18 protein-coding genes, 1 pseudogene and 1 CRISPR repeat array are annotated in these 25,312 nt (G+C 36.8%); of the genes and pseudogenes, 9 read left to right on the top strand and 10 right to left on the bottom strand.

The annotated features are described in order from the left end of the window. Positions 1 to 88: 88 nt before the first annotated feature. Positions 89 to 547: a DUF6636 domain-containing protein gene (locus AN486_RS01915; protein ID WP_290598943.1), complete on the top strand. Its 459-nt coding sequence runs from the start codon at positions 89 to 91 to the stop codon at positions 545 to 547. A 3-nt stretch (positions 548 to 550) separates the two neighbouring features. Here the strand turns inward: AN486_RS01915 and cas6 (AN486_RS01920) are convergent, their stop codons facing one another. From cas6 (AN486_RS01920) to cas3, 9 genes are all read right to left on the bottom strand, one after another. Then, positions 551 to 1,690 carry a CRISPR-associated endoribonuclease Cas6 gene (cas6, locus tag AN486_RS01920; protein ID WP_290598945.1) on the bottom strand — a complete coding sequence of 380 codons (1,140 nt, stop codon included), beginning with the start codon at positions 1,688 to 1,690 and terminating at the stop codon, positions 551 to 553. 43 nt (positions 1,691 to 1,733) lie between these two features. After that, positions 1,734 to 3,016: a CRISPR direct-repeat array (repeat unit 37 nt; unit sequence GTTTCAGTCCCCTTGCGGGGATTAGATATGCGGAAAC). Between the two features lie 210 nt (positions 3,017 to 3,226). Next, complete coding sequence (gene cas2, locus AN486_RS01925) at positions 3,227 to 3,439, bottom strand: CRISPR-associated endonuclease Cas2 (RefSeq protein WP_290599016.1); 213 nt, start codon at positions 3,437 to 3,439, stop codon at positions 3,227 to 3,229. Beyond that, complete coding sequence (locus AN486_RS01930) at positions 3,420 to 3,542, bottom strand: hypothetical protein (protein ID WP_290598947.1); 123 nt, start codon at positions 3,540 to 3,542, stop codon at positions 3,420 to 3,422. Before AN486_RS01930 ends, cas2 begins: the two co-directional genes overlap by 20 nt. Beyond that, entirely contained in the window at positions 3,539 to 3,703 is a 165-nt protein-coding gene (locus AN486_RS01935) for an alpha/beta hydrolase (RefSeq protein WP_199924268.1), read from the bottom strand. Before AN486_RS01935 ends, AN486_RS01930 begins: the two co-directional genes overlap by 4 nt. Positions 3,704 to 3,719: 16 nt before the next feature. Further along, on the bottom strand, positions 3,720 to 4,520 hold the full coding sequence (cas6, locus tag AN486_RS01940) for a CRISPR-associated endoribonuclease Cas6 (RefSeq protein ID WP_290598949.1): 801 nt from the start codon (positions 4,518 to 4,520) through the stop codon (positions 3,720 to 3,722). Then, the gene (gene cas5d, locus AN486_RS01945; RefSeq protein ID WP_290598951.1) at positions 4,492 to 5,214 is read right to left on the bottom strand and encodes a type I-D CRISPR-associated protein Cas5/Csc1; all 723 of its coding nucleotides are present in this window, start codon (positions 5,212 to 5,214) and stop codon (positions 4,492 to 4,494) included. Before cas5d ends, cas6 (AN486_RS01940) begins: the two co-directional genes overlap by 29 nt. Before the next feature lie 87 nt (positions 5,215 to 5,301). Next, a complete protein-coding gene (gene cas7d, locus AN486_RS01950) occupies positions 5,302 to 6,321 on the bottom strand; it encodes a type I-D CRISPR-associated protein Cas7/Csc2 (protein WP_053539794.1) in 1,020 nt (339 codons plus the stop codon). A 12-nt stretch (positions 6,322 to 6,333) separates the two neighbouring features. Then, positions 6,334 to 9,273 (bottom strand): type I-D CRISPR-associated protein Cas10d/Csc3, encoded by a 2,940-nt coding sequence (gene cas10d / locus AN486_RS01955; protein WP_053539793.1) that lies wholly within the window; start codon positions 9,271 to 9,273, stop codon positions 6,334 to 6,336. A 3-nt stretch (positions 9,274 to 9,276) separates the two neighbouring features. Further along, complete coding sequence (gene cas3, locus AN486_RS01960) at positions 9,277 to 11,397, bottom strand: type I-D CRISPR-associated helicase Cas3' (protein WP_053539792.1); 2,121 nt, start codon at positions 11,395 to 11,397, stop codon at positions 9,277 to 9,279. A gap of 50 nt (positions 11,398 to 11,447) precedes the next feature. Here cas3 and AN486_RS01965 point away from each other — a divergent pair, with 50 nt between their 5' ends. Continuing rightward, entirely contained in the window at positions 11,448 to 12,395 is a 948-nt protein-coding gene (locus tag AN486_RS01965; RefSeq protein WP_053539791.1) for a WYL domain-containing protein, read from the top strand. A 133-nt stretch (positions 12,396 to 12,528) separates the two neighbouring features. Here AN486_RS01965 and AN486_RS01970 read toward each other — a convergent pair. Continuing rightward, positions 12,529 to 12,873 (bottom strand): annotated as a pseudogene (locus tag AN486_RS01970) (Tn3 family transposase); the annotation flags it as partial. 271 nt (positions 12,874 to 13,144) lie between these two features. Here AN486_RS01970 and AN486_RS01975 point away from each other — a divergent pair. The 7 genes from AN486_RS01975 (at position 13,145) to AN486_RS02005 (ending at position 25,282) form a co-directional block, all read left to right on the top strand. Beyond that, positions 13,145 to 14,287, top strand: coding sequence for a hypothetical protein (locus AN486_RS01975; protein WP_290598955.1), 1,143 nt, complete (start codon positions 13,145 to 13,147; stop codon positions 14,285 to 14,287). A 9-nt stretch (positions 14,288 to 14,296) separates the two neighbouring features. After that, a complete protein-coding gene (locus AN486_RS01980; RefSeq protein ID WP_290598957.1) occupies positions 14,297 to 15,655 on the top strand; it encodes a DUF1822 family protein in 1,359 nt (452 codons plus the stop codon). A 216-nt stretch (positions 15,656 to 15,871) separates the two neighbouring features. Beyond that, positions 15,872 to 19,261: a CHAT domain-containing protein gene (locus tag AN486_RS01985; protein ID WP_290598959.1), complete on the top strand. Its 3,390-nt coding sequence runs from the start codon at positions 15,872 to 15,874 to the stop codon at positions 19,259 to 19,261. A 241-nt stretch (positions 19,262 to 19,502) separates the two neighbouring features. Further along, positions 19,503 to 21,911: a CHASE2 domain-containing protein gene (locus AN486_RS01990; RefSeq protein ID WP_290598961.1), complete on the top strand. Its 2,409-nt coding sequence runs from the start codon at positions 19,503 to 19,505 to the stop codon at positions 21,909 to 21,911. Beyond that, on the top strand, positions 21,904 to 22,620 hold the full coding sequence (locus AN486_RS01995) for a hypothetical protein (protein ID WP_290598963.1): 717 nt from the start codon (positions 21,904 to 21,906) through the stop codon (positions 22,618 to 22,620). Before AN486_RS01990 ends, AN486_RS01995 begins: the two co-directional genes overlap by 8 nt. 527 nt (positions 22,621 to 23,147) lie before the next feature. Further along, the gene (locus AN486_RS02000) at positions 23,148 to 23,651 is read left to right on the top strand and encodes a hypothetical protein (RefSeq protein WP_290598965.1); all 504 of its coding nucleotides are present in this window, start codon (positions 23,148 to 23,150) and stop codon (positions 23,649 to 23,651) included. A 164-nt stretch (positions 23,652 to 23,815) separates the two neighbouring features. Beyond that, positions 23,816 to 25,282, top strand: a complete 1,467-nt coding sequence (locus AN486_RS02005) for a CHAT domain-containing protein (RefSeq protein ID WP_053539786.1) — start codon at positions 23,816 to 23,818, stop codon at positions 25,280 to 25,282. The last annotated feature ends 30 nt before the right edge of the window (positions 25,283 to 25,312 follow it).

The raw sequence follows: 25,312 nt of genomic DNA on the forward strand, positions 1-25,312 counted from the left end.
GTTCATTCTTAGAGGATAAGGTATTAATTGATTTTTGAATGATGATAAACTTTACCCAGTAAGATATAAATAACAAGTAAGTTAAATTATGTATAAACAAATCAAGAAAATAGTTTTTCTGGCGGCTTCAACTTCAATAATGAGTTTATCATTATCGCAGGTAAGTATTGCTGCACCGAAAGGGTTTAAGACCCCCAGCGGTAATATGTTCTGTGAGCTACTTGAAGGTGGTGATACCAGTACAAATAGTTTACGCTGTGAAATTGCTAGTTCACTGAAACCTCAACCTCCTCAACCCTATCCTGGATATTGTTCATTTGACTGGGGACGTGGTTTAATGTTACCTGCAACAAGTAAACCGGAAATTCTTTGTATCAGTGATACCATTGCTGACCCGAATAAATCTGTCCTTAGTTATGGTAAAACTTGGAATAATGGCGGGTTTAAGTGTGTTTCCCAAAAAACCGGACTGACTTGCACTAACTCTAATAATATTGGGTTCTTCCTGAGTCGGGAAAAATGGCGAGTGTTGGGTATCTCAAAATAAATGCTAAACATTGGATTGTGTATCTTTAAGCATCCGACGAGCTAATTTAACGTAGGTTTTCGCTGTGGTGTAAGGTATTTCTAAATCCTCAGCTATTATCTGTAATGATTCCCCCATTTCCCGGCGTGCTAAAATCGTTGCCCAAGTTGTAGCAATTTTTTCGGTGCGTTCTCCTCCTATCCGTTTACGTTGTGCTGTGAATATTGTTGTCAATTCCTCAATGCGTTCTGGTAGCAAATTTGTTATCGCTGTGGAAGATATATTTGATTCTGGGTTTACCCAGTCCAAGCAGGTTTGTCCGAGTCCAAAGGTAGTTTTGTGTCCTGTTCCACAGTAGGGAGCAAGTTGGACTAAAGCATCAAATAATTGGGTAAATTCAATGTTATCTAAGGCAGTTTTAGTTAATCCCAGAGAAATTGCCCCTGTAAAACCAGTGACAGAACCCCGTTTACCTGCTGCAACTTTGACTGATTCTAAGCGATGTTTGTGAATGATGACGTTTTCGTCTATCCATTCTAGAAAAGCATCTTGTTCTATGGGCATTCCTGAAAAATCATTCCAGCGTCTGAGGTAACTATGGAAAAGATTGAAGGGAACAGGAAGGGGAAAATGATGCCCTTTACGGCGAAAACTGGTAGGGGAAATAAAACTCAGATTAATGTTTTTATGGTTGATAGATGATTGTAGTAGTTTGTTGTAAGTAGTTGGTGGATTAACAATACTTATCTGTTTTACTTGTAAGCAAGCATCCCTTAATTTCAAAGTAGTTGGCGGTTGTATTAACCACTGACTCAAGAACTGAACTACTGGTTGAGAAATAGCGTTTATCTGCCAACGATATATCTGATTTGCTTGCAGTTGTAGTTGTTTTCCGGTGGGCAGTAATTGACCTTCTAGTGCAGAAATGCTGAAGGGTTTTTCTGATTCACTATCATGTAAGTATGCTGAAAGCGTTGGGTTAATTTGCCGCACTTGATCCAGAAACCAAGCATGAAGTCCAATGGTATATTGCGAATATAGAGCGGTGGAATCAGTTACTTCTAGGTCAAAAACTAAGCTAACTAATTCGGTATCATCTGCCCATATTAAATGGGTGTTTTTTGATGGGTTTTTACGTTTGCTAGATGTAGCTGATTCCGGCATTTTTTTTGATGCTATATGGTTTTTATGATCCGCATTTTACAACCTTTTAGTCCCCTTGCGGGGATTAATTATGTGGAAACCATATGATGCTTTTCTTCAACGGTTTATAATTGGTTTCAGTCCCCTTGCGGGGATTAATTATGTGGAAACCTAGAGTATGGCAAAGCCGTATTCCAGCTAGAGTGGGAGTTTCAGTCCCCTTGCGGGGATTAGATATGCGGAAACCAGTCCCATAATGCGGTTCTAGGGTGAAGAATTACAGTTTCAGTCCCCTTGCGGGGATTAGATATGCGGAAACCTTTGCTTGTGATATCGGACATTTCTGATGTGAAGTTTCAGTCCCCTTGCGGGGATTAGATATGCGGAAACTGGAGTAATAGATAAGCCTAAAGTAAACTCCCCTTCATGTTTCAGTCCCCTTGCGGGGATTAGATATGCGGAAACATAATGATGTGATTTGGGAATCTTTGTTAAACGTAACGTTTCAGTCCCCTTGCGGGGATTAGATATGCGGAAACTTTTTGATTCACTCCAGTGCAAGTAATACCGATCAGTTTCAGTCCCCTTGCGGGGATTAGATATGCGGAAACTCGGCTTTTCACCCAAACTGCAACGCTTCTACTTTCTCCGGTTTCAGTCCCCTTGCGGGGATTAGATATGCGGAAACCGTTCACGCTTGTTGGACGAGAGCTTTTTGCCGGTTTCAGTCCCCTTGCGGGGATTAGATATGCGGAAACATAAGAATAATCAGTCGAAACCCAGTATTTTGACTGGTTTCAGTCCCCTTGCGGGGATTAGATATGCGGAAACGTATAAACAGTTCTTATGTTGAATGCACAATCATGTTTCAGTCCCCTTGCGGGGATTAGATATGCGGAAACTTAAGACGATGACAACTACAATTACGGACACAGAAGGTTTCAGTCCCCTTGCGGGGATTAGATATGCGGAAACGTGACAACCTGTCGTGACAACCTGTAACCTTTGCTGGTTTCAGTCCCCTTGCGGGGATTAGATATGCGGAAACTATCCCCAACGTCAATTAGTCCAGGCAACAAACTTAAACAAGGGTTTCAGTCCCCTTGCGGGGATTAGATATGCGGAAACTTCTATCAACTATGTTAAACATTGTTTATCTCACGAGTTTCAGTCCCCTTGCGGGGATTAGATATGCGGAAACTTATCAACTATTCCCCAAAATCAGGAATTAGCACCGTTTCAGTCCCCTTGCGGGGATTAGATATGCGGAAACTGCATCCTGTAATTTTTGGTAAACATTGCCACTAAGGGTTTCAGTCCCCTTGCGGGGATTAGATATGCGGAAACCCCGCCGTCTGAAACATAATCTGGGGGCGGAGTCCAGGAGTGATTTTGGCGGACCTCTCAAAAAACCTTATTTCAGGCTTTGGGTCAACTGCCAACTGAAACTAATGAAACGCTGAAAGTATTTAGTTGTCAAGGTTCTGGATGTTTGGCGAATCTCCAGGGTTTTTGACCCCGCTCTAGGTCTGCCAAAAATTTAAGCTGATGTATCAATTATATAATGATAGCCTGTTCTTGTCTAGGAATTTCCGAACCATAAGTAATAGTTCTTTTCACACTCCCAGCATCCAGTACATAAATCCTAATAGAATCCTCATCAGGCTTAATCAACTTCTCCATTTTAGTTTGCAACTGAGCAAATTGTACAGCAGTCAAAAAACACTCAAACACACTGTATTGAGTCCATTTACCATAACCACCCAGCATTTTGTGTAAACGCCATTTCACCTAATACATATTCGAGGTAAAATCGTCGAGGACAATATTCCCAGGCATTCAAGTAAGCTAATGGTAAATAATCTTCATTCATTTTATTTGGTAATTGGTAATTGGTAATTGGTAATTGGTGATTGGTGATTGGTGATTGGTGATTGGTGATTGGTAATTGGTAATTGGTGATTGGTGATTGGTAATTGGTGCGTCAGATTTTGGGTTTAAGTATTTAAGCAACAATCTTTGATTCTGACGCATTCTACAGTGTTCATTTTTAATTCTTAATTTTGACCTGTCCCATACCCATAGCTGTTTTACGTCCAACTCCAGAAAAGACAGCGAAGTTAGCTAAAATAGTGGCAATTCTGGCTTCTTCGGGGTTTGGAAACCGATATTTTATCCAGCCGACAGTACCAATTTCTGCTCCTGCTTCCATCTTCAAAGCATGGGTTTTCAGTTCAAAAGCAGAAACTAAACCTTGCCATTCAACTTGAGGAAACTGTAATTCTGCGGGTGCAAATCTATTCCAACGACGTAGTAAACTGTTAAATACTAAATCAGGTAATGGGAATGGTTGGATATTTTGATTCTGTTTAAAACTGGTGGGAGAGAGAAATTGCAAAGTGATATCACTAGAGACTGATGTATTTGCCAATATGGTGTAATCAGAGGAATCTACTAGAGGATGAGTCCCTGGTAGTGAATAAATACTACGAATTACAAAGGGGCATTTTCCTAAATAAATAGATTTATTGTGGGAAGATTCTATACCCTGTAGCAAAGGTTGAATTAAATTACTATCTAAAAGAGAGATCCGAACAACAAAATCATCACCTAGTTGTATACCTTGTTTGCGACGATAACCAATTAATCCTGATAAACTCAAAGGTGATTCTTGACTATCATGAACTGCCGTTGCTATTTGTGCATCTCCTAAACTTAACCATTGCATAACTTGAGCATGAATCGCTCTACCTAATGTAGTGGGAATAGTGCTTTCACTAGCAGCACCTAATTGAATTACTAAACTTTGTAAAGTCATAATTTTAGCAAGATACAACTGTACTTGCGCCATAAGCTACTCCCACAGGTAAACAAGTTTTATCGGGTAATTCATAATAATCTCCAGTTAGTTGAGCTTGACTAACTAAACTTGCTGGGGGCATAACAATTCGGTTGTAAAGCAATAATTTGGTTGATGAGGACAAATCCAAAGGATTTAAAGGATGCTTGGTAATATATTGTCCTGATTTTTCTTTGATATCTGTAATTTCCCTCTTTTCAATTCTTATTTTAGATGACCATTTACCTAATCTAATCCACCTGGGAATTTTGATAGTTTCATGAGCTATAATATAAGTCTTATAGTGACTACCTACAGCCAATTCTTTAGCCCTTCCATAGTTAACAGGGTAATTGCGTTTTGCTCCTTCACCACCAAATTGTGCAGATTTACCATAATAGGAAACTTGGGCGGCTTTAAAAGTGTTTACTTGATATGACCAAGTAATCGGTAAAGCCGGAAAAACATAAATCCCAGCTTCATTTAGATGTAAAAGATTTTGTTCTTGACTAGAATCTAAATAACTGGGTTTTTGGGCATTTATACCTTTTAGGCGATAAGGTCTAGGAATATACGCAGTTTCAAAAAAGGCAAAACTCAACGCCCAATTGTGCAGATATTTCTCAGTTTCGTAGAGAATACCCATTTCCCGACTTGCAAAAAAAACATTATCATGCAAAGTTAAATCACATTGGTAGAAAATCATATTATTCAAAAGTTGTTAATTTAAAAATTGTAGGTTGGGTTAAGCAAAGCGAAACCCAACATTACCGACAAGCTTGATTTTTTAACTCTATTTACCTTTGCCTTTTTTAGCTACAGCACCGTAAGTTTCAGCATAGGTTTTGGTTTGTTGATATAGCGTTGTTAGGGTATTTTGCAAAGCGGTTTCATTTTGATAAATAGCTAAAGTTTCACCTAATAAATCAGTTAATTGAGAACCCATAATTACTTGAGTTTTCCGTACTGGTTCTTGATTGAGTAAATTAGTTGTCACTTCTGCTGCTTTGGCAATAATATCTACAATTGGTGCATTGATATCTGGTTTCAACGCATCATACAATGCCTGAGTTAAATGTAAATTACTAAAGATTTCACCATCACATAAAACAATACCAATAATATGATTTGACATTGTTCCTGTCCGTGATTCCTGTGCGCCATAACGACGGGTTCGCATTAGATTTCCTAACACATACAAAAAGCCTTCAAATGTAGGATCACGCAGGGTTTCTACAGTAGGGAATGTGACTTCTGGGAGAACATGATCTAATTCATTAATTGATGATCTTACTTTGTTATTGTCGGTTCTTTTAGGATCATCATAATCTAACATCATTGTTCCTGTTTCACTTAAAGCATTAAAAGTCAAACTCTTATGGGAATCTTCATAAGGAGTTAAAGAAAAAGCTGAATCAGAATAAAGTTTAGAACGTTCTGAACCGCTATCACCAACAGCAAAACCATAAATGATACAATCTGGACATTTACCACAAAATTGTTCTGAACCGTATCTACAAAAATTTTCAGCTTTCTTATCTTCTGAGTTGATAAAATTTAATGAACGTAAAAGTTCTCTCCCCACTAATCGCTCAGGACTAACTTGTTTACGTTTAAACATAACTAAACGACTCATGGATTGTTGATTTTTAGGATCTAAACCAGCTTGAGTTCGCGCAGTATTGAGAACACCATCGGTTTGAAATACGGAAAAAGATTGACTATGGCGTAACATGATAAAGTGGATATATTTGCCAGATGCTAACCGGGGAAAAGCAGGATGAAATTCGGATTTTAGGGTGGTTAAGTTCATGTTTTTTATTCCTTATGATTCAGGTTTTTCAGTATTTTTTGATTGCAAAGCTAACCAACGATAGGCAAATTCAACCCCGGATTTAATGCGGTTGCGGTTTTCTTGGAGCAGTGCGCGATCGCCTTTATAAAGTCCCAGAAATAAATCATTAACACAGGTACTTGTAAACTGATGAATTGCCGTTAATTCCTGCTCTTTACGAGTTTTGTAATCCGTAGATTTATCTACCAAATAAGGTTTATAAACCCTCTGTCTTTCCAAAGCATCATATAATTGTCCTGCTACTTCTAAAATCAAATCTTCCTTAGTAATATCTTCAGGAACTTTTAGAATTATCTCTAATGCTTTAGAAATTGGTAACAGAATGGCATGACTTGATTCACTCACATTCACTTGATAAAATTGGCGATATTCTGTCACCAAACGTTTAATTAAATCCATTTTATCCTCCATATTTGGATCTCCTTTTACCCAGGTTTGGGCATAATTCCAAATTCGTTTAACATCTTCTGTTCCTGGTTCTTTTTTAGTGTTACGAAATCCCTCATTAGCAATTGCAAAGATATTTAAAACATCAGTTACTAAATCCCTGACTGTGCCATTCAATGCTTGCCAACGAGCATCGGGTTTTTTACTACGGTTATCCAAATGCAAACTGTAGGCTATTAACAGTCGGTTTAATGCAGGTGATAAATCTTGTATTCTGAGATTTTGAGGTGTACCAAACAACTGCCAAAATCCTGCTGCACCATCTAAAATTGCAGATTCAGAAAACTCTTGATCACTGGCATAAAGTGGATCAGGACTGCTAGTAGCAACAACTTTTACACCTAATAGTAGAGGTAAAGCTAAGGTCAAATAAATAGGCTCTACCCAAGCATCGGTAACTGTTTTTCCTCTGGTGGTAGTGTAAGTCATAGCCATAAACGGCAAATCTTTGGTCGAATAATTCCTTGAAAATCTCCCTGCTTCTGATTCTTCTCGCCAAGGTAAATTTTGCAGTCCGTCGTGGTGCATCCCAGCATCTAACCAATGTTTGCGGACTTCCCAAAGATTAACTCGTTTAAATTCTTGGACTAATGCTTTTACAGCCCTAGCAACTTGGGGAGAGTAAACATAAGCTGGGAATATATAAAGAAATACTGGTTGTTGTTCTTCTAGTTTCCCTGGTGGTGCAGCCCAAATAGCTTGACGTAAGAGCATTTCCAATGCCCAAATTTTAGATATACCTCGTTTAATGCGTCCTCCACCCAAAGCATTTTTGTTACTATATTGTTGAGGTTTAAACAACACTACAGTATCTAATTGTTCTTCGGCTTGTGATTCACCACTACTCAAAGAACAAATAGGTTGATTGGTGACTTTAGCATTTGAATAGGCAGCTAATTCATTCTCAAACTCACTGGCCTGATGGTTAGGGCAAATTTCTAGGTATTGACCTAAATATTTAATAAAAGCCTCATGGGTGGGATTCGCTGTTTCTTTGAGTAATGCGTTTTCAGTTGCCCAAGTTGCTAGTTTATTACTTAATTCTTGCAGATACTCTCTTATTTGTTGTTCATCTAAAGTTGCATGATCCGCAATATAATGAGCCGCAACTTGATACCAACCATAGTTTACCCCTCCAAATTGTACCTGTGTTTGTTCTAGGGTGATCTGATTTTGTAATTCTAGGGTTGTTAAAATCCAAGTTATATAATCCTGAGAACCTTCAAAAAACTTTCGTTGTGTCAGGATAATTAACTCTGCTAATCGGTCAGCCCGAATATCTGCACCTTTTAATAAAAAAGTTCGTTCTGTATCATTGAGGGTTAATTTGTCTAATCGTTTGGGTGTGGCAGGAACTTTAGCATTGGCAACTTTAACTTGCACGACTTCAGGAAGCAATCGAATCAAATCACCAGAACTGAATAATTCTAAAGTTTGTGGGGCAATTTTTACACCCTTACCATCACGAACAAAACCAACATCACCACTTTGAAAATATGCGGCTAATCCTTTTTGATTATTTTCTTCATCTCCATAAATTAAGTTTTCCCAAACGGCTGTTTGAATCTCCGTTAAGTCTGGTATATCTGAATCAGATGGTGCTAAATAAATGACACCTTGGGCAAAACATAGAATTTCTTCCCAACCTAATTGACGCGCAAAATTAACAACTGCATTATGAATTTGGTTGGTAATTAATCCCCGACAATCTCGCAGACGATGATAAACTAACTTTTTGGGGATATTTAACCAATATAAATGATCTCGTAAGCGATCGCCTTTGGTACTGGTAACAATTTCTGCTGGGTCTGATATGTGTACCGCAACATCGCCAAAAGCGAGTAAATGGCGCAAAACATCATTTAAACGACGGTCATCTATAGTAAATTCTCGTTGATCATTTTCCCAATTAGAAATTACAGGATTGCTGTCAACACTGAATTGTGTATTTTGCGCTAAAAACGCTATCTCTAATAAATATTTTGACCATTCTTCCCAAAACTCTTGAAAGTTTAATTTAGTCCCTAAGTCTCGACATAAGTTAATAATGTCATCAATTTCGTGAGCTTTTGGTGGTGGTTGTTCTTCTCCCTGACCCCGTACATATTTATTATAATCATGTAAGGTCAATCCCAAACATAATAACTTTTTTTCAACAGGATTTAATTGTAAATTTTGAGGTAAATGAACACTTAAATTCCATGCTGTTAATAGTCCATTTAAAACATGAACTAATAAACTTTGGTCAGGTTTATTTGCCCAGCGTTTAGCATTCTCTTGAGCGTATTTATCTCCCTGTTTAACTAAATTCTGATAATGTACGATTTCTGAACCACCCATAGCCGGAATGAGTCCAAATTCCCTTTCCATTGCTGGTAATATTGTATCAATAAATAGCCGTAAAATTGGATCTGTATCTTCTGATAATGTTTCAATCAGTAATGTTTGCAATAGAGTAGGCATAGTTTAAAAAATGTAAGGTTTACTTCTTTCACAAGGTTTGATTTTCCATTTAATTGCTTCTAATAACAAAGCATCTTGATTAAAAGCACAAGCATGAAATTGTCCGTCTGCATCTTTGAGTCGGTATAATCCAAAGGTATGACTTAAATAAAGATTCCGAGTAATTTCCCAATGACTATTAGCTTGAGAGCGATTTACCTGTACTAAAAATGCCAATAGCTTTCTATTTCTTAAACAACGACTAACTTCTGTTTGTGGGTGTCCGGTAATACTCAGTTTATCAATGAAAGAAAGAGTACATTGTTTGAGTTCGTCGTTCAGGCGATCGCATTCCAACCCAACGGGAAATCTGGTATCTGACCAGCGTTGGATTTTGAGGTAAACTTGAATATATTTATCAGGAAATTCTGTGTGGGGATGATTAGCCTGTTTTGCAGCTTTTAAGAAATCATCTCTATCAACTATTTCAACTTCAGCCCAGGGTAATAACTTCAATAAATCATAGGTGTAAAACCGTCCTTGATCCCACACTGCGGCTTGTAAATCAGAACCACCCCTAAATCGTAATAGTTCCTCTTGTACTGCTTTACCAACTCCGGTTTTATCGTTACTAAGAGCATACCAATGTCCGCGTTTTTTATCTAGTTGTTCACCGTAAACAAGACGTAAATCTTCAGCTATTTTATCTTGTAATGGTTGCATTACTCCTTGTTTTTTATTACTCATGCTGAATAACATTCCCTGTGCTTGTAATGCCCCCCAATAATTGCGGTATTGTTCAAAATCTTTGGTAGGATTAAAAACTTCTTCAATGATTTCTCGGAACTGAAGACGGTCATATTCTGAATTAGTTAATTCTTTCTCTAACCTAGATTTAATCCAAGGAGTACGACTAGATAAAAGCACAAAAGCTTGATAATCAGAAAATCCTGCATGACGACCAAGACGACCTAATCTTTGAATAATGGTGGCTGAATCACTGGCTTCAAAAATTAGTAAATGAATTCTAAAATCAACACCTACATCAACTGCTGAAGTTCCCACAACTAATACAGGTTTATCAGCATCTTTCAAGGCTGTGTGAGTTACAGACCTTTCTTGTCTATCAATACGTCCACTGACTTCACAAACGATAATATCAGGTATTAATTTTTGTAATTCTCTAACTGTTCTACTTACCAAAGCCACAGAGTTAAGAATAATTAAACCCCGTCCTCTACCTTCTATTTGTAGAATATTACGAATATTTGGAGCTTGTTGAGTCAGCCAAGTTAGAGAATCACTATCTTGTTCTAATGGAATAAACTCTAAATTTACTGCTTGACATATTTGACGATAACCAGAAGTAGGTTGACTAACATAATCCCCAGCTATTTCTTTAACTTTAAATCCAGATTGTTTGAGCTTTTTAATAAAATCTGGTTTGGGAGTTGCAGAAGTAAATAGAAATTTCATCGGTCGTCTTTTAGGACGATTATGACGAATTAATAACAAACTGTTGAGAATAGCTGCTTCCTGATGTACGCCAAAAATATGAAACTCATCAGCTATATATAAATCAAGATTCCTAGCTAAAATAATTGGTAATTCTGCTCGATTATAAGCTGGGTTATGATAACGAAAATGCGTAACTAAATGAAAAATATCAGGGTTGGTAAGAATCACATATTTTTGTTTAAAGATAAATAGTAATTCTTTAAACTTGTTACTCTTTTCTCCCTGTTCAACCAATTGAGCTAACTTTGCACCATAGAGGCTATCCACTCCATCAATTCCCTGTGGATTAAACTGCTCAAAATAACCATAAATCTGTCTTTCTTGGTCTGTTACTAACTCAATGGTTGGGTATAGTCCAATTACCCTCAACCAATTATTGAGCAATGATGCTAAATAAGCAGCTAATGATTTACCGTCTCCTGTAGCAGATTTATTAAAGATAATGTCAGCGTCACTGTTGGTAATTGCAGCATAAGTTTCTGCTTGATGGGAAGATAAAGGACAATGATCACCTTCTCCAAAGTTGGGTGCTTGTTGTTTAACCTTGCAGGTTTGGATACATTGCAAAGGACAAGTACCGACCCCCGGATTCAATTTTGAGTATTGGGGAAGTAAAGAAACTTTCACGGTAGGGTAATATGTAACTTGGTATTAGTTTATTACTCGCGCAAATAGAGATGTCATCAAAAAATGATAATAACTCTAATCAATTGGGTTTTATGTTGGAGTTATTGAAGCTGCTGGCGGAAAAACCCTGTAAAAAAGCCGAGTTGGAAATCTTGTTGAGCGATCGCGGTTTTGAAGCTGGTGATTTATCACAGAAAATTGCTCGTGCCATTGGTAAACTCCGAGACTGCGGTTTTGAAATTAAGGCTGCACCCAACCGTCCTTATGAGTTAGTGACATCAGTGTTTCCCGTTATCTTATCTGAAGAACAAAGACAAGCATTAGCAATGGCCTCTGAGTTATTGGCGAGTTTGGGTTTTTCTGCGGAAGCTGGGCATATTCACCGCATTGGTAACTTTCAAAAACCTAAGTCCCCTGGACTAAGAACAGACTTTCATCCACCTACAGATTACAGTGAAGATAAAATCAATGAAGTTGTGCGTCAGTTACAGCAAAGATTTCAGCAGAAACGCCGCTTTGTGGTTTGGTATCGCAGCAGAAAAGGTAAAGAAACATTCTGGGATTTAGATAAGTCCGAACTGAGATTACATAACGGTGTTCTCTATTTATTTGCTTTAGTTCCCGACTTTCGTAGTTCTCATCTTGAAACCAGACCCAATGCTGAACAGAACATCACTTTGAGAGTAGACCGCATTACTAGAGTTGGTGGAGTTTCCCAGACTCCCTGGACTTATAGTAAATTTCCTACTCTAGATATTACCTACCGTCTGACAGGAGATTTAGCGAGTTATAGACCCCGCAGACCCCACGAAACAGTTATTTCCTCACTAGAAACTACAGAATATGTTGATATTTTAACTCAGGAAGACTGTATATTTTGGTTTCGTCAAAGAATGCTACAGTACGGTGCTAGTGCTAGGGTTTTAAATCCTGATTGGGTGGCGAAAGGGGTTAAAGATGCTTTAAAAAAAGCCTATGATAATTACTGTGTTGAATAAAAACAAGAGGTTTTCCCTGACCCTGTGGGGGCGCGGAGAAGGATGTCTTGACAGTGAAGGAGTTTAGCGATCGCTTCTGGTATCACCGTGCCAAACCGGGAAAATTGTACGCTAAGGCTGAAAGCCTTATCCATCAAGGATTTGAGCGATACTTGTTTTCCTTAACTCGCAAAGGGCGCAACTTGTCAAAACTGGTTGCCTGCTTCAAATTCCAGACATAATCACCAGTAAGATTGATATGCTCCCAACCCAAAGGTGATAAATGTTGCAAATATTCTTCAGGAATATCCATACCCTGTTGTTTCAAATGCTCAACAGCCTTTTCTATGTACACCGTATTCCACACAACAATCGCCGCCACCACCAAATTCAACCCACTAGCCCGATAAAATTGATCCTCATAAGAGTGATCGCGGACTTCACCCAAACGATTAAAAAACACCGCCCTTTTCAGAGTATGTTTCGCCTCACCCTTGTTGGGGTCAAGCCGGGATAAGGGTAAAATGGGACACGTTGTAAATAAATGTTGCAGAAACCAATTTAGTGATTTACTAACTTGCCTGAAAATGGTAAAGAAACATTCAACTTTTGCACACTAAAATCAACTTTTTACGCGGTTCAGCTTCTCAAACTTGCTCATAAATAACCCTTTTTTGGGATGTTTTCATTTTGAACAATCAAGTTCAGATGGAAGCTGAAACAACGGTAAATTAAGAGTTTTGAGAATTAAGCACACAAAACTTTACAATGTGTCCCATTTTGCAGATATCCCGTCTGAACCCCATGATGGTAAATTAAAACCCGTTGGTGATTATCAGTCCTTCTCTCGCCAAATTTTACAGAGTTTTGATCCAGAAAAAAGCAATTTGACAACCTGGACAAATACACGAGTTAAACAAAATCATAGACTCAATCAATTTCTCCTAGAATGTGGAGTTTATTTAGTCAGTGATTGGGCAATTCTCAATGATACAAAACCTAAACAGTTACAACGAATTTTTACGGAATTTTACTCTTTTACTGCTGGTGAAATTCTCCAAGCTCAACAACTTTTAGAAAGTTATCATGATATTTATAGAACTGCTCGTTTAGAACAACGTGGGAAGAAAAGAGAAGATAGTTTAGAACAACCTCCCAAGAGAAGAGGAGGAAAATGTACTATACCTACAATTCAGCAATTACAAGCTATCGCTACTCTTTTGCAAAGTAAAATAGGTCAAAATCTCAGCAGTGAAATTGTAATGGCACAATTACAAAAACTGGCTGAACAATTACGACAGTATCGAATTCATGTTCGGGGTGGTTCTTTACTAGCCGAATCTTTAGATGTTGTTGTTGGAGATGGTTATGGTGAGGGAATTGCAGGTTATACTAATACTACAGAAGTAGTAAATGATGGAGATGAACAAACAGAATTTTTGCAATTATATCGCCCACAATTTATAGCTAGTTTAGAGCAAGCCTTAGCAATAGTTACTCAAAAACGAGTAGAACAATTACAACGAAAAAAGGGTGATAAAGCTAAAAAGTTTTTGTTTGCACTCCAGTTATTTCACTGTCAAAATTTATCAATGACAGAAATTGCTGCAAAGGTGGGATTACGCGCTCAAGATGCTGTTACCCGTTTTTTAAAGTTAAAAGAATTTCGCGCTGATGTCCGACAAGAGCTTTTAATAATGTTGTGTAATTCTGTCATGGAATTAGCAAAAAATTATTCCCACCCAGATAGTCTACAAACCCTAGAAGGAAAAATTCAAATTGCTCTTAATGAACAAATTAATCATGTTATCGAAGCTGCTGAAATTCAGGCACAAACAGCAAAAAGTCTCCCTACAAAAACCAGTATTTTTAATCAGTGTCTTTGCCGCTATCTCGACGATATAATTAATTAATGAGGAAGTATGAATAACTTGTCAAACAATCTCACAAATAATCGTTATCTGATGCCGCTAGAATTTGAAGTTTTACCAACAACCGCTATTAATCTTGATACTGAACAAATTAATCAAGCGGTAGAAAACAGCCTGAAAATAAAAAATCAATCTCAACAATGGCAAACTTATATTAATACTTTGGCGTTATTGGCTTTTAAAGAATGGTTGACAGAAAGAGCAGATTCTCTCACTGTTAATGAGGATAAATGTACAGTATTTCAACCAGCTATAGCTAATGTCATTCCTGCTGTTGCTAATTTGCAAGTAGGTAAATTTAAAGTTTGTTTATTGACTAATGATAGTCTTAGTGATGATGAAATAGTTGTACCGAGAGCCGTTGTAGATTTACCAGAATATATTGCCCATTTTTATGTATTAATAGAAGTCTTAGAAGAACAAGAAACAGCCATAGTTTTTGGATTTTTATCCTATCAACAATTGATAAAAAAACAAACAGTAGCGAATTTACAACCAGAAGCAGACTGGACCTATCAAATTCCGGTAAGTTGGTTTGAACAAAAACCCGATGATTTATTATTATATTTACGTTGTTTAGAAGCAAATGCCATTATTTTACCAGCCATAAACAACCAAAGAACGCAAATTTTAGCGTCAATGCAGAATGAATTAATGGCATTATTACCACAATTGCAATTACCTAATATTGAACTTTGGCAAGTATTGACTTGGGAACAAGGAAGCGCAGTAATTACTAATATAGAATTACTCAATTGGCTGGATAATTTGCAGCAGCAAGGACATAATTATTCACTGCAAAATAGTTTAAAAGATTTATTCAAATTGTTAACCCAACCAGCGATAAATGTAGGACGTTGGTTATGGGATGAATTAGATGAATTAGCACAGGAACTTTCTTGGCAACTATTACCTATTATAGCACCAGCACCTGTGATGCGGAGTCCTGTAGAGGAATTTCAAGTAATTACTAACCAACTCCAAAGCAGGGGTTTAGAAATTTCCTCTCAAGCGCGGGGTGCTTATCATGATTTGCTATTGGCAGGAATTCCCCTGCGATTGTATGCTGTAACTTGGACAATATTATCTGAATCAGACCCCTTGTGGACATTATTATTAGTTTTGGGTACATCTGCACAAAACACTTTACCTGGTCATTTAAAACTGCGAGTCAGTGACCAAACTAGCATTTTAGTAGAACAAGGAATAAATCAAGAACAGGGTGATTCTTATTTGTTTACTCGTGTTGTTGGTAATTGGGATGAGAAGTTTTTGGTAAGTGTAAGTTTAGTAGATGGTGTTGAATTGACCTTACCTCCGTTTACATTTTATCCTGGGCGATCGCATTAGACAATAGGAGTGACAACTAAATATATTTGTAACCCTTACAGAGACGTTCCATGGAACGTCTTTAAGAGAATTGGCTTTTAGATATTGATTGTGTAGTAACCGCAGAACCCCTTGAGGAGGTGAAAAAGCTAAAATTTTTGCATAACGTCCCTAAGTGTGAGAGATATAGAGAATTAACCAGAAATCTTTCTCACCCTGCTTAGAGGAGTGTTTACCGTGCATTACCGTCTCAAATCCCTCTCTCTTGTTACTTTGGTGCTTTCCCTGTCTTTCCCTATTGGTGTTGCTGAATCAAAGACAAAGGGAATTATACCAGCTACCCTGACTGCAAATACAGAAACTACAGAACAAAGTAGAGCGGAAGCATTGCGGCTGAATAACTCCAGTTTTCCAGACCATAACTTAAGAATTAACCAGGTATTGGCACAAAACCCAAATAATCAAAAAACTCAAGCAGAAAGACTGCTGCAAAAAGGTGAAGAACTACTGATTAATGAGCAACCCCAAGCTGCTTTACAAATTTTTCAGCAAGCATTGACGATTTATCGCCAAATTAAGAATTCCCAGGGAGAAGGTGAGTCAATCAGATTAATTGCTAAAGCTTACTATGATTTGAAAGATGAAAACAAAGCAATGACCTACTATGAACAGGCATTGCAAATCGCTGAAACTATCAAAAATCTTGCATTAAAAGGAAGAACATTAAATAATTTAGGAAGTCTTTATTCTAAGCGGGATTTATCTGAACGCGCAATTTCCTACTATCAAGAAGCTTTGAAAATTGCCCAAGCTATCAATAATTTTGACTTACAAGCAAAAGTAAATTTCAGTTTGGGAGTAGAGTATCAACTAGCTTTAGGAAATTCTGATCGCGCAGCTAAATACTATGAAGAAAGTCTAATAAATGCCCAAAAAAGCAAAAACCATGATACAGAAGTATGGGTACTATACAATCTAGCTGCTATTTACAGTAGCAGCGATCAAGTCAAAGCAATAAATTTATTAGAACAAGCCTTGGTAATTGTAAGACAGGGTAATAATTCTACAGCAGAAAAACAGATCCTTCGCAAATACGAACCCTCTCTTCTCATTAAGCAGGGTCTAAATTATTGGCTATTTGGTTTGGTTAATGGACTAAATAAAGATCCAGAAGCAGCTATTCAAATCAACAAAGCACTCCAGTATTTTCAAGAAGCTGTCACAGTTGCCAAAGAGACAGGGGCAATTATTAAACAAGGACAAGCCTTATTGCAGATTGTCCAGATATACAACTTTCAGAATCAGTCCTCAAAAGCATTAGCAACACTTGAGCAAGCTGTAAAAATATTCCAACAGGAGAATAATACTCAGATTCAACTTCGAGATACCTTGTCTAATTTAGCTCAGGCTTATCAAAGCAGGGGACAATTAGAAAAATCTCTGACATACTATCAGCAAGCTTTGGTTGTTGGGGAGAAAGTAATTACTAAATCTCCTGTAGATATTGTGGAAAAAAATTTGGCGCAAGAAAATATTATTACTAGTATTGCCGGTATATACGATAGTCTTAGTAAGTATGAACAATCAATTAAATTTTATCAGCAATCAGTAGATATTTTGACCTCAACTCTTAAATATATTGAAGGTCTTAAACAAGATAAAAAAATCACCTCTGAGCGTCAAAAAAAGTTTTTTGTTGATAGTATGATACAAGTCAAACGTTCAATTAGTGTGAGCTATACTTTAATGAAAAAAAATTACGCCTTTTTAGGGCAACCTGATGAAATCAAAAAAGTTGATCAGGATTATGAGAAATTAAGAAAAGCGCATCCAGATGCTTTCGTATCTTCTAATTCTAGTGACAGTAAATCATCCTCATCTGAGAATAACTTGGAACAAAATTTAAAATCTGCACTAGATAATTTACAAAGATGGGAAGCACTTGGAGTCATTACGGGAAAAGCATCTGCTTTAGCAGAAGTTGGTATTGCTTATGGTAAACTTGGACAAAATGATCGTGTATCCGAATATTTTCAACAAGCAATTGAATTATCTAAAGACGCTCCTCAAATTCAAGCAAATATATTTTTGCTTATTGGGTTGTTCTATGCAGAACAAGGCAAACATGATTTAGCCATAAGTTTTCATGAAAAAGCAGTAGCATCTGCCCAAAAAGCTAACCTAAAACTAGAACAAGCAATAAATTTACATGAGATTGGCATAAATAATTTCGATATAGGTAATCTACCTCAAGCAGTCGTTGCTTTATATGAAGCTATTAAAATTTATGAATCTGTGCGGATTGACCTAACAGATAAAAGCCAAATTTCTATCTTTGAACAGCAGTCTAAGACCTACACCATATTGCAAAAAATTTTAATTGCTCAAAACAAGTTCCAAGAAGCATTAGAAGTAGCTGAACGCGGTAGGGCTAGAGCATTTGTGAACCTATTAACATCACGCATTTCAGAGAAGCAGAGTAATCAGTTAAATGTTCAGCCACTAACCATTGAAAAAATCCAGAAAATTGCCAGAGAGCAAAATGCGACAATTGTAGAATATACAATTGCTCAACCAGAAAATAATCAAGATTATCCAAAAACTTGGAATCCATCTGAGATATATATTTGGGTCATTAAACCAACTGGCGAAATAACCTTTAAACAAGTAGACCTGAAATCGTTAAACACACCACTTGCACAACTTGTAAACAATAGCCGTTTTTCTATGGGTGCTGGAGGTCGGAGTATTAAAGTAACACCTACAGGTGCGCCAATTCAAAAAGAGAATTTACAAACACTGCATAAAATATTAATTGCTCCTATTGCTTCTCTTCTCCCCACTAACCCAGAAGAAAAAGTTATTTTCATTCCCCATGATTCACTGTTTTTAGTTCCTTTTGTGGCACTGCAAGATAAAGACGGTAAATACTTAATTGAAAAGCACACAATCTTAACTGCACCAGCAATTCAAGTTTTAGAATTAACACATCAACAACGGCAAAAAGTGCGGGGTAAAGATGTGTTAGTTATGGGTAATCCTATCATGCCAAAAGTGGGTAAGGGCAAGAATTCCGTACAACTTAACCCCCTTGAAGGTGCAGAAAAGGAAACTTTGGCAATTGCTAACTTCTTCAAAACTAAAGCTATCACTGGGAAAGATGCCACAAAAGCAGCTCTCAAACAAAAATTATCATCTGCCAGAATTATTCATTTAGCAACACATGGACTTTTAGCCGATACTGATAAAAGTATCCCTACCGCCATAGCCCTTGCACCTACTAAAAACGATGATGGTTTACTCACTCCTGCGGAAATTGTTGATTTATCTATTAACGCTGAATTAGTGGTTTTGAGCGCTTGCGATACTGGTAGAGGCGCAATTACTGGTGATGGTGTTATTGGTTTATCTCGTTCCTTAATTACTGCTGGTGCGCCGAGTGTAATTGTCTCTTTATGGTCTGTACCAGATGCACCTACAGCAGAATTAATGACGGAGTTTTATCAACAATGGCAACAAAATCCTGATAAAGCCGTGGCTTTAAGAAATGCTATGCTCAAAACTATGAAAAAAAGTCCTGCTCCAGTAAATTGGGCGGCTTTTACTTTAATTGGTGAGTCTAAGTAGCCATCATGAACTGTGTACACCAGGACATATTAAAAAACTTCTTATTCCCCTCCTTGCTTGCGGGGAGGGTTTAGGAGTAGGGTCTTATTTTCAAGTTAGTTGGGGTTAAGAAAGCCGAACATTTGTTAGGAAATCTTTGTTGGGTTTCCTTGCGTCAACCCAACCTACGTAATGTTTTTTATTTTCAAAATATGATGAATTTCACAGCTTTTTATCTCACAATTCAACAGGTTGAACAAGTATGTTTATTTCAATTATCTTGGGGCAAGGACAAAATTTGAGTGTCAATGTTGCCTATCCAGAAAAACTAACTACACTATACCAAGAATGGCAAAATATTTATCTGAGTTTTTATAAAAAAGCACTGCGGGGAAAAGTTGCAAATATGGGTAGTCTCGCTGCTCCTCCCATTGATTGGCACGCTCGATTAGTACAGGCTGAAGCACAATTTTTATCTGCATTTCATTACTGGTTACGCAGTGCAGAATTATTTGAAATTCGTAAGCAAATCGCTCAAGCTAGTCAAAAAAATCAAACCCCCTATCTTGATGTTTTTATCACTTGTAGCACTCTAACTTTAGCCAAGTTGCCTTGGGAAGTATGGGAAATTGGTACAGAATTTGCTTTAGAGTCTAGTCAGATTCGCATTGTCCGCACTGCTAAAAATCGTCAAGGAACAGCTACAGCTACTCAGGGTAAATATCCACATAAAGCTAGAATTCTAGTAATTTTAGGAGATGACACAGGTTTAAATTTTGAATCTGAAAAACAAGCTATTGCATCTTTAAAAGATTATGCAGATGTTAAATTTATCGGTTGGCAATCTAACAAGAATATTGATGACTTAAAAACTGAAATCGTCCAAACTATTTCTTCCCAAAATGGCTGGGATATTTTATTTTTTGCAGGACACAGTAATCAAACTAATTTGACTGGTGGTGAATTAGGTATTGCTCCTGGTGTAGCTTTATCAATTTCTGAACTTGAACCGGCTTTAATTACTGCTAAAGATAGAGGATTACAATGTGCTATTTTCAATTCTTGTAATGGTTTGAGTATTGCTGATAAATTAATTGATTTGGGTATCAGTCAAGTTGCGGTAATGCGTGAACCCATTCATAATAAAGTATCAGCAGAATTTTTACCCCGTTTTCTGCAAGCTTTATCTGAATATAAAGATGTTCATGAATCGTTGATTTTTGCAGCGCATTATCTAAAAGTAGAAAAGAATTTTACTTATCCCAGTGCATATTTGATTCCTTCTTTATTTCGGCATCCAGGATCAGAGTTATTTCGTCTTAAACCTGCTTTTATGGATGAAGGAATTAAAAAGTTAATTCCTAATCGTCGAGAAATAATTGTACTTTCAGTTTTATTGATTATTAGCTTGCTGTTACCAGTCCAACAATTTTTATTACAGCGTCGAGTATTATTACAAGCTATCTATCGTCAACTCACAGGACAGTTTGCAACTGTAGCAACTCCCCCAGTTTTATTGGTAGAAATTGATGAAGATTCCATTAGAAAGGCTAAAATTTCTAACCCTAAACCGATTGAGCGTAAGTATTTAGCAAGTTTAATTGATAGGTTAACGGCTAATCAAGCCAAAATAATTGGTATTGATTATTTATTAGATAGACATCAAGAAGCAAGCGATTCCATTCTCGCTAAATCTATCAAAACTGCTGTAGAATCAGAAAAACCGACATGGTTTGTCTTTGCTGGAACTTTGAATAAGAAAAGTCAATGGTTACGGGTACTACCTAATATTGCTAATCTTAATTGGAGTTTAGAAGGTGAAATAGAGCTTTTCCCTGGATATATGCAACTATTACCTGATCATAATTCTCCATCCTCACCTTGGAGTTTTTCCAGTTTATTAACTCTTGGACATGAATTACAACAAATTCCTAATGCACCACAACCAAAATTAGATAGTCAGTCAGATTTTTCTCTACAGATGAGAAATTTTCTGTATCGTCAAGAGGAAGATAAAAAAGATATTTCACCGATTTTAACATCTTTGATCTCAAAAAGATCCCATTCACAACTAATCACAGTTTTAAGTTATCAACTCAATCAAGTGTGGATGCACCCAATTATTGATTTTTCGATTCCCCCTAAACAAGCATATAAAACTATTCCGGCTTGGCAACTACTAGAAAATAAAGTTATTCCTAAAAATTTACCAGAGCAAATTGTGATTATTGCCCCTGGGGGATATGAAGAAGCTGGGATTTCTCAAGATGGTGAAGATAATTTTTCAGTGTCAGATTTTCCAGCTATTAAATATTGGCGTGATCAAGAAAATCCCATCAATCAAAGCCAAGTATTAACAGGTGGTGAATATCATGCCTATATGGTACATCATTTACTCACTGAAAGATTAGTTATACCCATTCCTGATTTTTGGATGATTGGGGTAGCTATATTAATAGGCAAAAGTTTAAGTTTATATTTATTACCCAGTAAAAAATCTAATCAACTGCAATCTTTAATCATAGTCACCATCATTACAGGTGTTTATGGTTTAATAAGTTTACAATTATACATTTCCGCAACTGCAATTTTATTACCTTGGTTGTTACCTTCTGTAACATTGTGGTTTTACATTCTATCTGCGATTTTGGACAAAAAATCTGATGAATAAATCTTTTTTATCTAGGGTAATTTTATCATCTCTAGCTTTCAGCACTTTGGCTATCTTACCTAATCAAGCGGTTATGTCCCAGAAAAATCCTCAGAAACCTGCTTCATTTTGGAGTAATATTTCTCAACTGCTATTTTCTAATAAACCACCTGTAAAACCACGTAAAGGAGGTAGTCGTCCTATAAACTCTATCTGCATGGTTTCCCCAGATGCTTCTTCTGATACTAGAATTATTTGGAGCGATCGCCCTTTATTTCTTTGGCATGGTAAAATCAAAAAAATAAAGGTCACTGACATAAGTAATAATACTGTTATTTTCAGTGAAAATGTGGAAAATACTCAACAATATACTTATACGGGACAACCACTGCAACCAGGCCAAACCTACCAGTTAGATATATTTCTTGGTGAAAGTCGAGCAACATTTGTGAAATTTCAGATTATGGAGAGTGAAGAACGCGATCGCATTACCGCAGCACTGAAGACGCTAGAGAATAAACTACAAGCAAAAAAAAGTCATCATGAGGCGATACCTGCGGTGAGCGAAGCGATCGCTCTTGCTAAAGCTAACTACTTTGCTAAGTTGGGTCTGTGGTCAGATGTGTTACAGCAAGCATACTCAGTACAAAACCCCACTCCTGAGTTAGATAGGATGCTCAAAGAAATTCCTAAGCAGTTATGTACACAGCCAAAATCAGATAGATTGTAGGGTGCGTCAGACTGCATAAATCCTGTAAATAAACAGATTGTTGATATCTGACGCACCCTACCTAACCAGATTGTAGGGTGCGTCAGACTGCGTAAGTCCTGTAAATAAACAGATTGTTGATATCTGACGCACCCTACCAATGTGCCAGTTACGTAAGTCCTGTGAAAAAACCTAATATCCAGATCCTCGACTTCTCAAAGAAATCGGGGATTTATTTTTTGAAAAAATTTTCTTTTTTGCATAACCTCTAAAACCTCAGAAATACATATAGTTGTGAACCAACAGTCAAGTTCTAAATTCACATTCATGATCATGAATTTGACTGTCTATGTATTTATTGTCAATCAGCGAGGATTTGATGGAATCAAAAAATTATCTGGGGGGAATTGCAGATTTTAATAATGAAGGAGGGGATGATGATGATCCAATAGTTCCACCTAATTAATCAGGTTTCGTGCTTTTAAACACCTGATAAATCTTATGTCAATAAAATGAGTCAACTTAATTATTTTTGAGGAAATACAACTATGAAACTTTGGAAATTAGCAGCAAGCATTCTGGTATTTAGCACAATCATTATTAGCCCCAAAGCCAACGCTCAAAATTTGTTAAAACCTCAGCAATTAGCACCATTACAGAATTCAGTAACTCCCAATTCTAAAGAGGTGGACACATACTTTACACAGGGGTTTAAAAAAGTAGAATTGAAAGATTTTCGAGGAGCGATCGCTGATTTTAACAAAATTCTCGAAATTGATCCTAATAATGCTTATGCCTATGTTGGGAGAGGATTTAGTAGATTTGGTTTAGCAAGCTATCAAGGCGCAAAAAAAGATTTTGATAAAGCCTTGGAAATTACTCCCAATATTGCTTATGCTCACTTTTTTAGAGGTTTTACCCTAGTGATGTTAGAAGATAAACAAGGAGCGATCGCTGATTTACAAAAAGCATCTACATTGTTTAAAGAAGAAGGAAAAGACGAATTTGCCCAAAAAGCAGATAGCGCAGTTAAACAAATAGAAGCTAGTTAGAAATTATCCCATAAATTATTCAAAAATCGTAGGTTGGGTTGACGCAAGGAAACCCAACATTTCTACATTTTGACATAAATCATGTTTCTGTTGAGTGAATATTGCATAAGCTCCAAAAGGCCAGAGATATATAAACTTTGATACAATAAATCCCCTATTCAACCATGAAAAACTTCAAAATCAGTTCCATTAGCTTAATTCCCCAACTAGCATCTAGTTGGATCATGCTTTTGACGACTGTTTCCATACCTGTTAACACCGTTCAAGCAAATGATCTATACCTAAAACCATCAACAGCAAATATAGATACAATATCTAATTCTGCTAACCAAACATCAATATATAAGCAATTACAAAAAAACCTCATTAATCAGAATAAACCAGAAGCTGCATTAGAAATTTCTGAACGTAGTCATAATGGTGAATTTTGGGAATTATTAACCTCACATAAATCAAATAAAATAGCCATTTCTCTATCTTCAGAGCAAATTAAACAAGTTGCTAAACAACAAAATGCCACAATTGTTCAATATTCAATTATTAATGATGAATTTGTAATTGCAGGTAAAAAGCAAATTCAAGAATCAGAACTGCTAATTTGGGTAATTCAACCTACAGGTGAAATAGCTTTTCGTCAAGTTAATCTAAAACCTTTATGGCAAAAAGAAAATACATCTTTAAATGATTTAGTCGCGGGAAGTCGCAGTAGAATGGGAGCGCGAAATAGAAATAATAAGGGAATGATTAAAGTAGAACTGACAAAGGAGTTTAGCTCAAACAAAGAATTACTAAAACTGCATGAGATTTTAATTCAACCCATTGCCGATTTATTGCCAAATCAGCCCGATAAACACATTATTTTCATTCCTCAAGGGGACTTATTTTTTGTTCCCTTTGCAGCATTACAAGATAAAAAAGGTCAATACTTAATTGAAAAACATACCATTGCCACTGCTCCCTCAATTCAAGTTTTAGATTTACTTTATCAACGAAAACAGCAAAATCAAGGATTAGTTAAAGATGTGTTAATTGTAGGTAATCCTATCACGCCTACTAAACCATTTCCAGGATGGGAAAAGCCCCAAGAACAACATCCACTTCCAGGTGCAGAACAAGAAGCAAAACAAATAGCTGAGATTTTTAACACCAAAGCACTGATAGGGAATGCAGCCACAGAAACCACAATTGTCCAAAAAATGCCACAAGCGAAAATTATTCACTTAGCGACAATTGCATTACCAAATAATGAGCAAGGATTGGACAGTGCATTAGCTTTAGCGCCCTCTGGTAAAGATGATGGTTGGCTGACATCTGGAGAAATTATCAACTTGAACCTAAAAGCGGAATTAGTGGTATTAAGTGGTAATGATACAGCTATAGGCAAAGTTACCAATGATGGTGTAATTGGTTTATCTCGGTCTTTTTTTACCGCAGGTGCTACCAGCGTGATTGGTTCTTTGTGGTGTGTCTCGGATATGGAAACAGCATTTTTGATGACTGAGTTTTATCAAGAATTAAGTAAAAATCCAGATAAAGCTGCTGCTTTGCGTCAGGCAATGCTAATAACTATGAAGAAATACCCAAATCCGATGAGTTGGGCTGGTTTTACTTTAATTGGCAATTCTCAATAAACTGTTAATTTTCTCGCAACAATTGGTATA

The sequence above is a fragment of the Anabaena sp. AL93 genome (assembly GCF_001672085.1).
Lineage (GTDB): Bacteria > Cyanobacteriota > Cyanobacteriia > Cyanobacteriales > Nostocaceae > Dolichospermum > Dolichospermum heterosporum.

Excerpts from the sequence above, each read along its gene's own strand:
- AN486_RS01915 (WP_290598943.1), top strand. The coding sequence starts at position 89 with ATGTATAAACAAATCAAGAAAATAGTTTTTCTGGCGGCTTCAACTTCA.
- cas6 (WP_290598945.1), bottom strand. The coding sequence starts at position 1,690 with ATGCCGGAATCAGCTACATCTAGCAAACGTAAAAACCCATCAAAAAAC.
- cas2 (WP_290599016.1), bottom strand. The coding sequence starts at position 3,439 with ATGCTGGGTGGTTATGGTAAATGGACTCAATACAGTGTGTTTGAGTGT.
- AN486_RS01930 (WP_290598947.1), bottom strand. The coding sequence starts at position 3,542 with ATGAATGAAGATTATTTACCATTAGCTTACTTGAATGCCTGGGAATAT.
- AN486_RS01935 (WP_199924268.1), bottom strand. The coding sequence starts at position 3,703 with ATGCGTCAGAATCAAAGATTGTTGCTTAAATACTTAAACCCAAAATCT.
- cas6 (WP_290598949.1), bottom strand. The coding sequence starts at position 4,520 with ATGGCGCAAGTACAGTTGTATCTTGCTAAAATTATGACTTTACAAAGT.
- cas5d (WP_290598951.1), bottom strand. The coding sequence starts at position 5,214 with ATGATTTTCTACCAATGTGATTTAACTTTGCATGATAATGTTTTTTTT.
- cas7d (WP_053539794.1), bottom strand. The coding sequence starts at position 6,321 with ATGAACTTAACCACCCTAAAATCCGAATTTCATCCTGCTTTTCCCCGG.
- cas10d (WP_053539793.1), bottom strand. The coding sequence starts at position 9,273 with ATGCCTACTCTATTGCAAACATTACTGATTGAAACATTATCAGAAGAT.
- AN486_RS01965 (WP_053539791.1), top strand. The coding sequence starts at position 11,448 with ATGTCATCAAAAAATGATAATAACTCTAATCAATTGGGTTTTATGTTG.
- AN486_RS01980 (WP_290598957.1), top strand. The coding sequence starts at position 14,297 with ATGAATAACTTGTCAAACAATCTCACAAATAATCGTTATCTGATGCCG.
- AN486_RS01990 (WP_290598961.1), top strand. The coding sequence starts at position 19,503 with ATGTTTATTTCAATTATCTTGGGGCAAGGACAAAATTTGAGTGTCAAT.
- AN486_RS01995 (WP_290598963.1), top strand. The coding sequence starts at position 21,904 with ATGAATAAATCTTTTTTATCTAGGGTAATTTTATCATCTCTAGCTTTC.
- AN486_RS02000 (WP_290598965.1), top strand. The coding sequence starts at position 23,148 with ATGAAACTTTGGAAATTAGCAGCAAGCATTCTGGTATTTAGCACAATC.
- AN486_RS02005 (WP_053539786.1), top strand. The coding sequence starts at position 23,816 with ATGAAAAACTTCAAAATCAGTTCCATTAGCTTAATTCCCCAACTAGCA.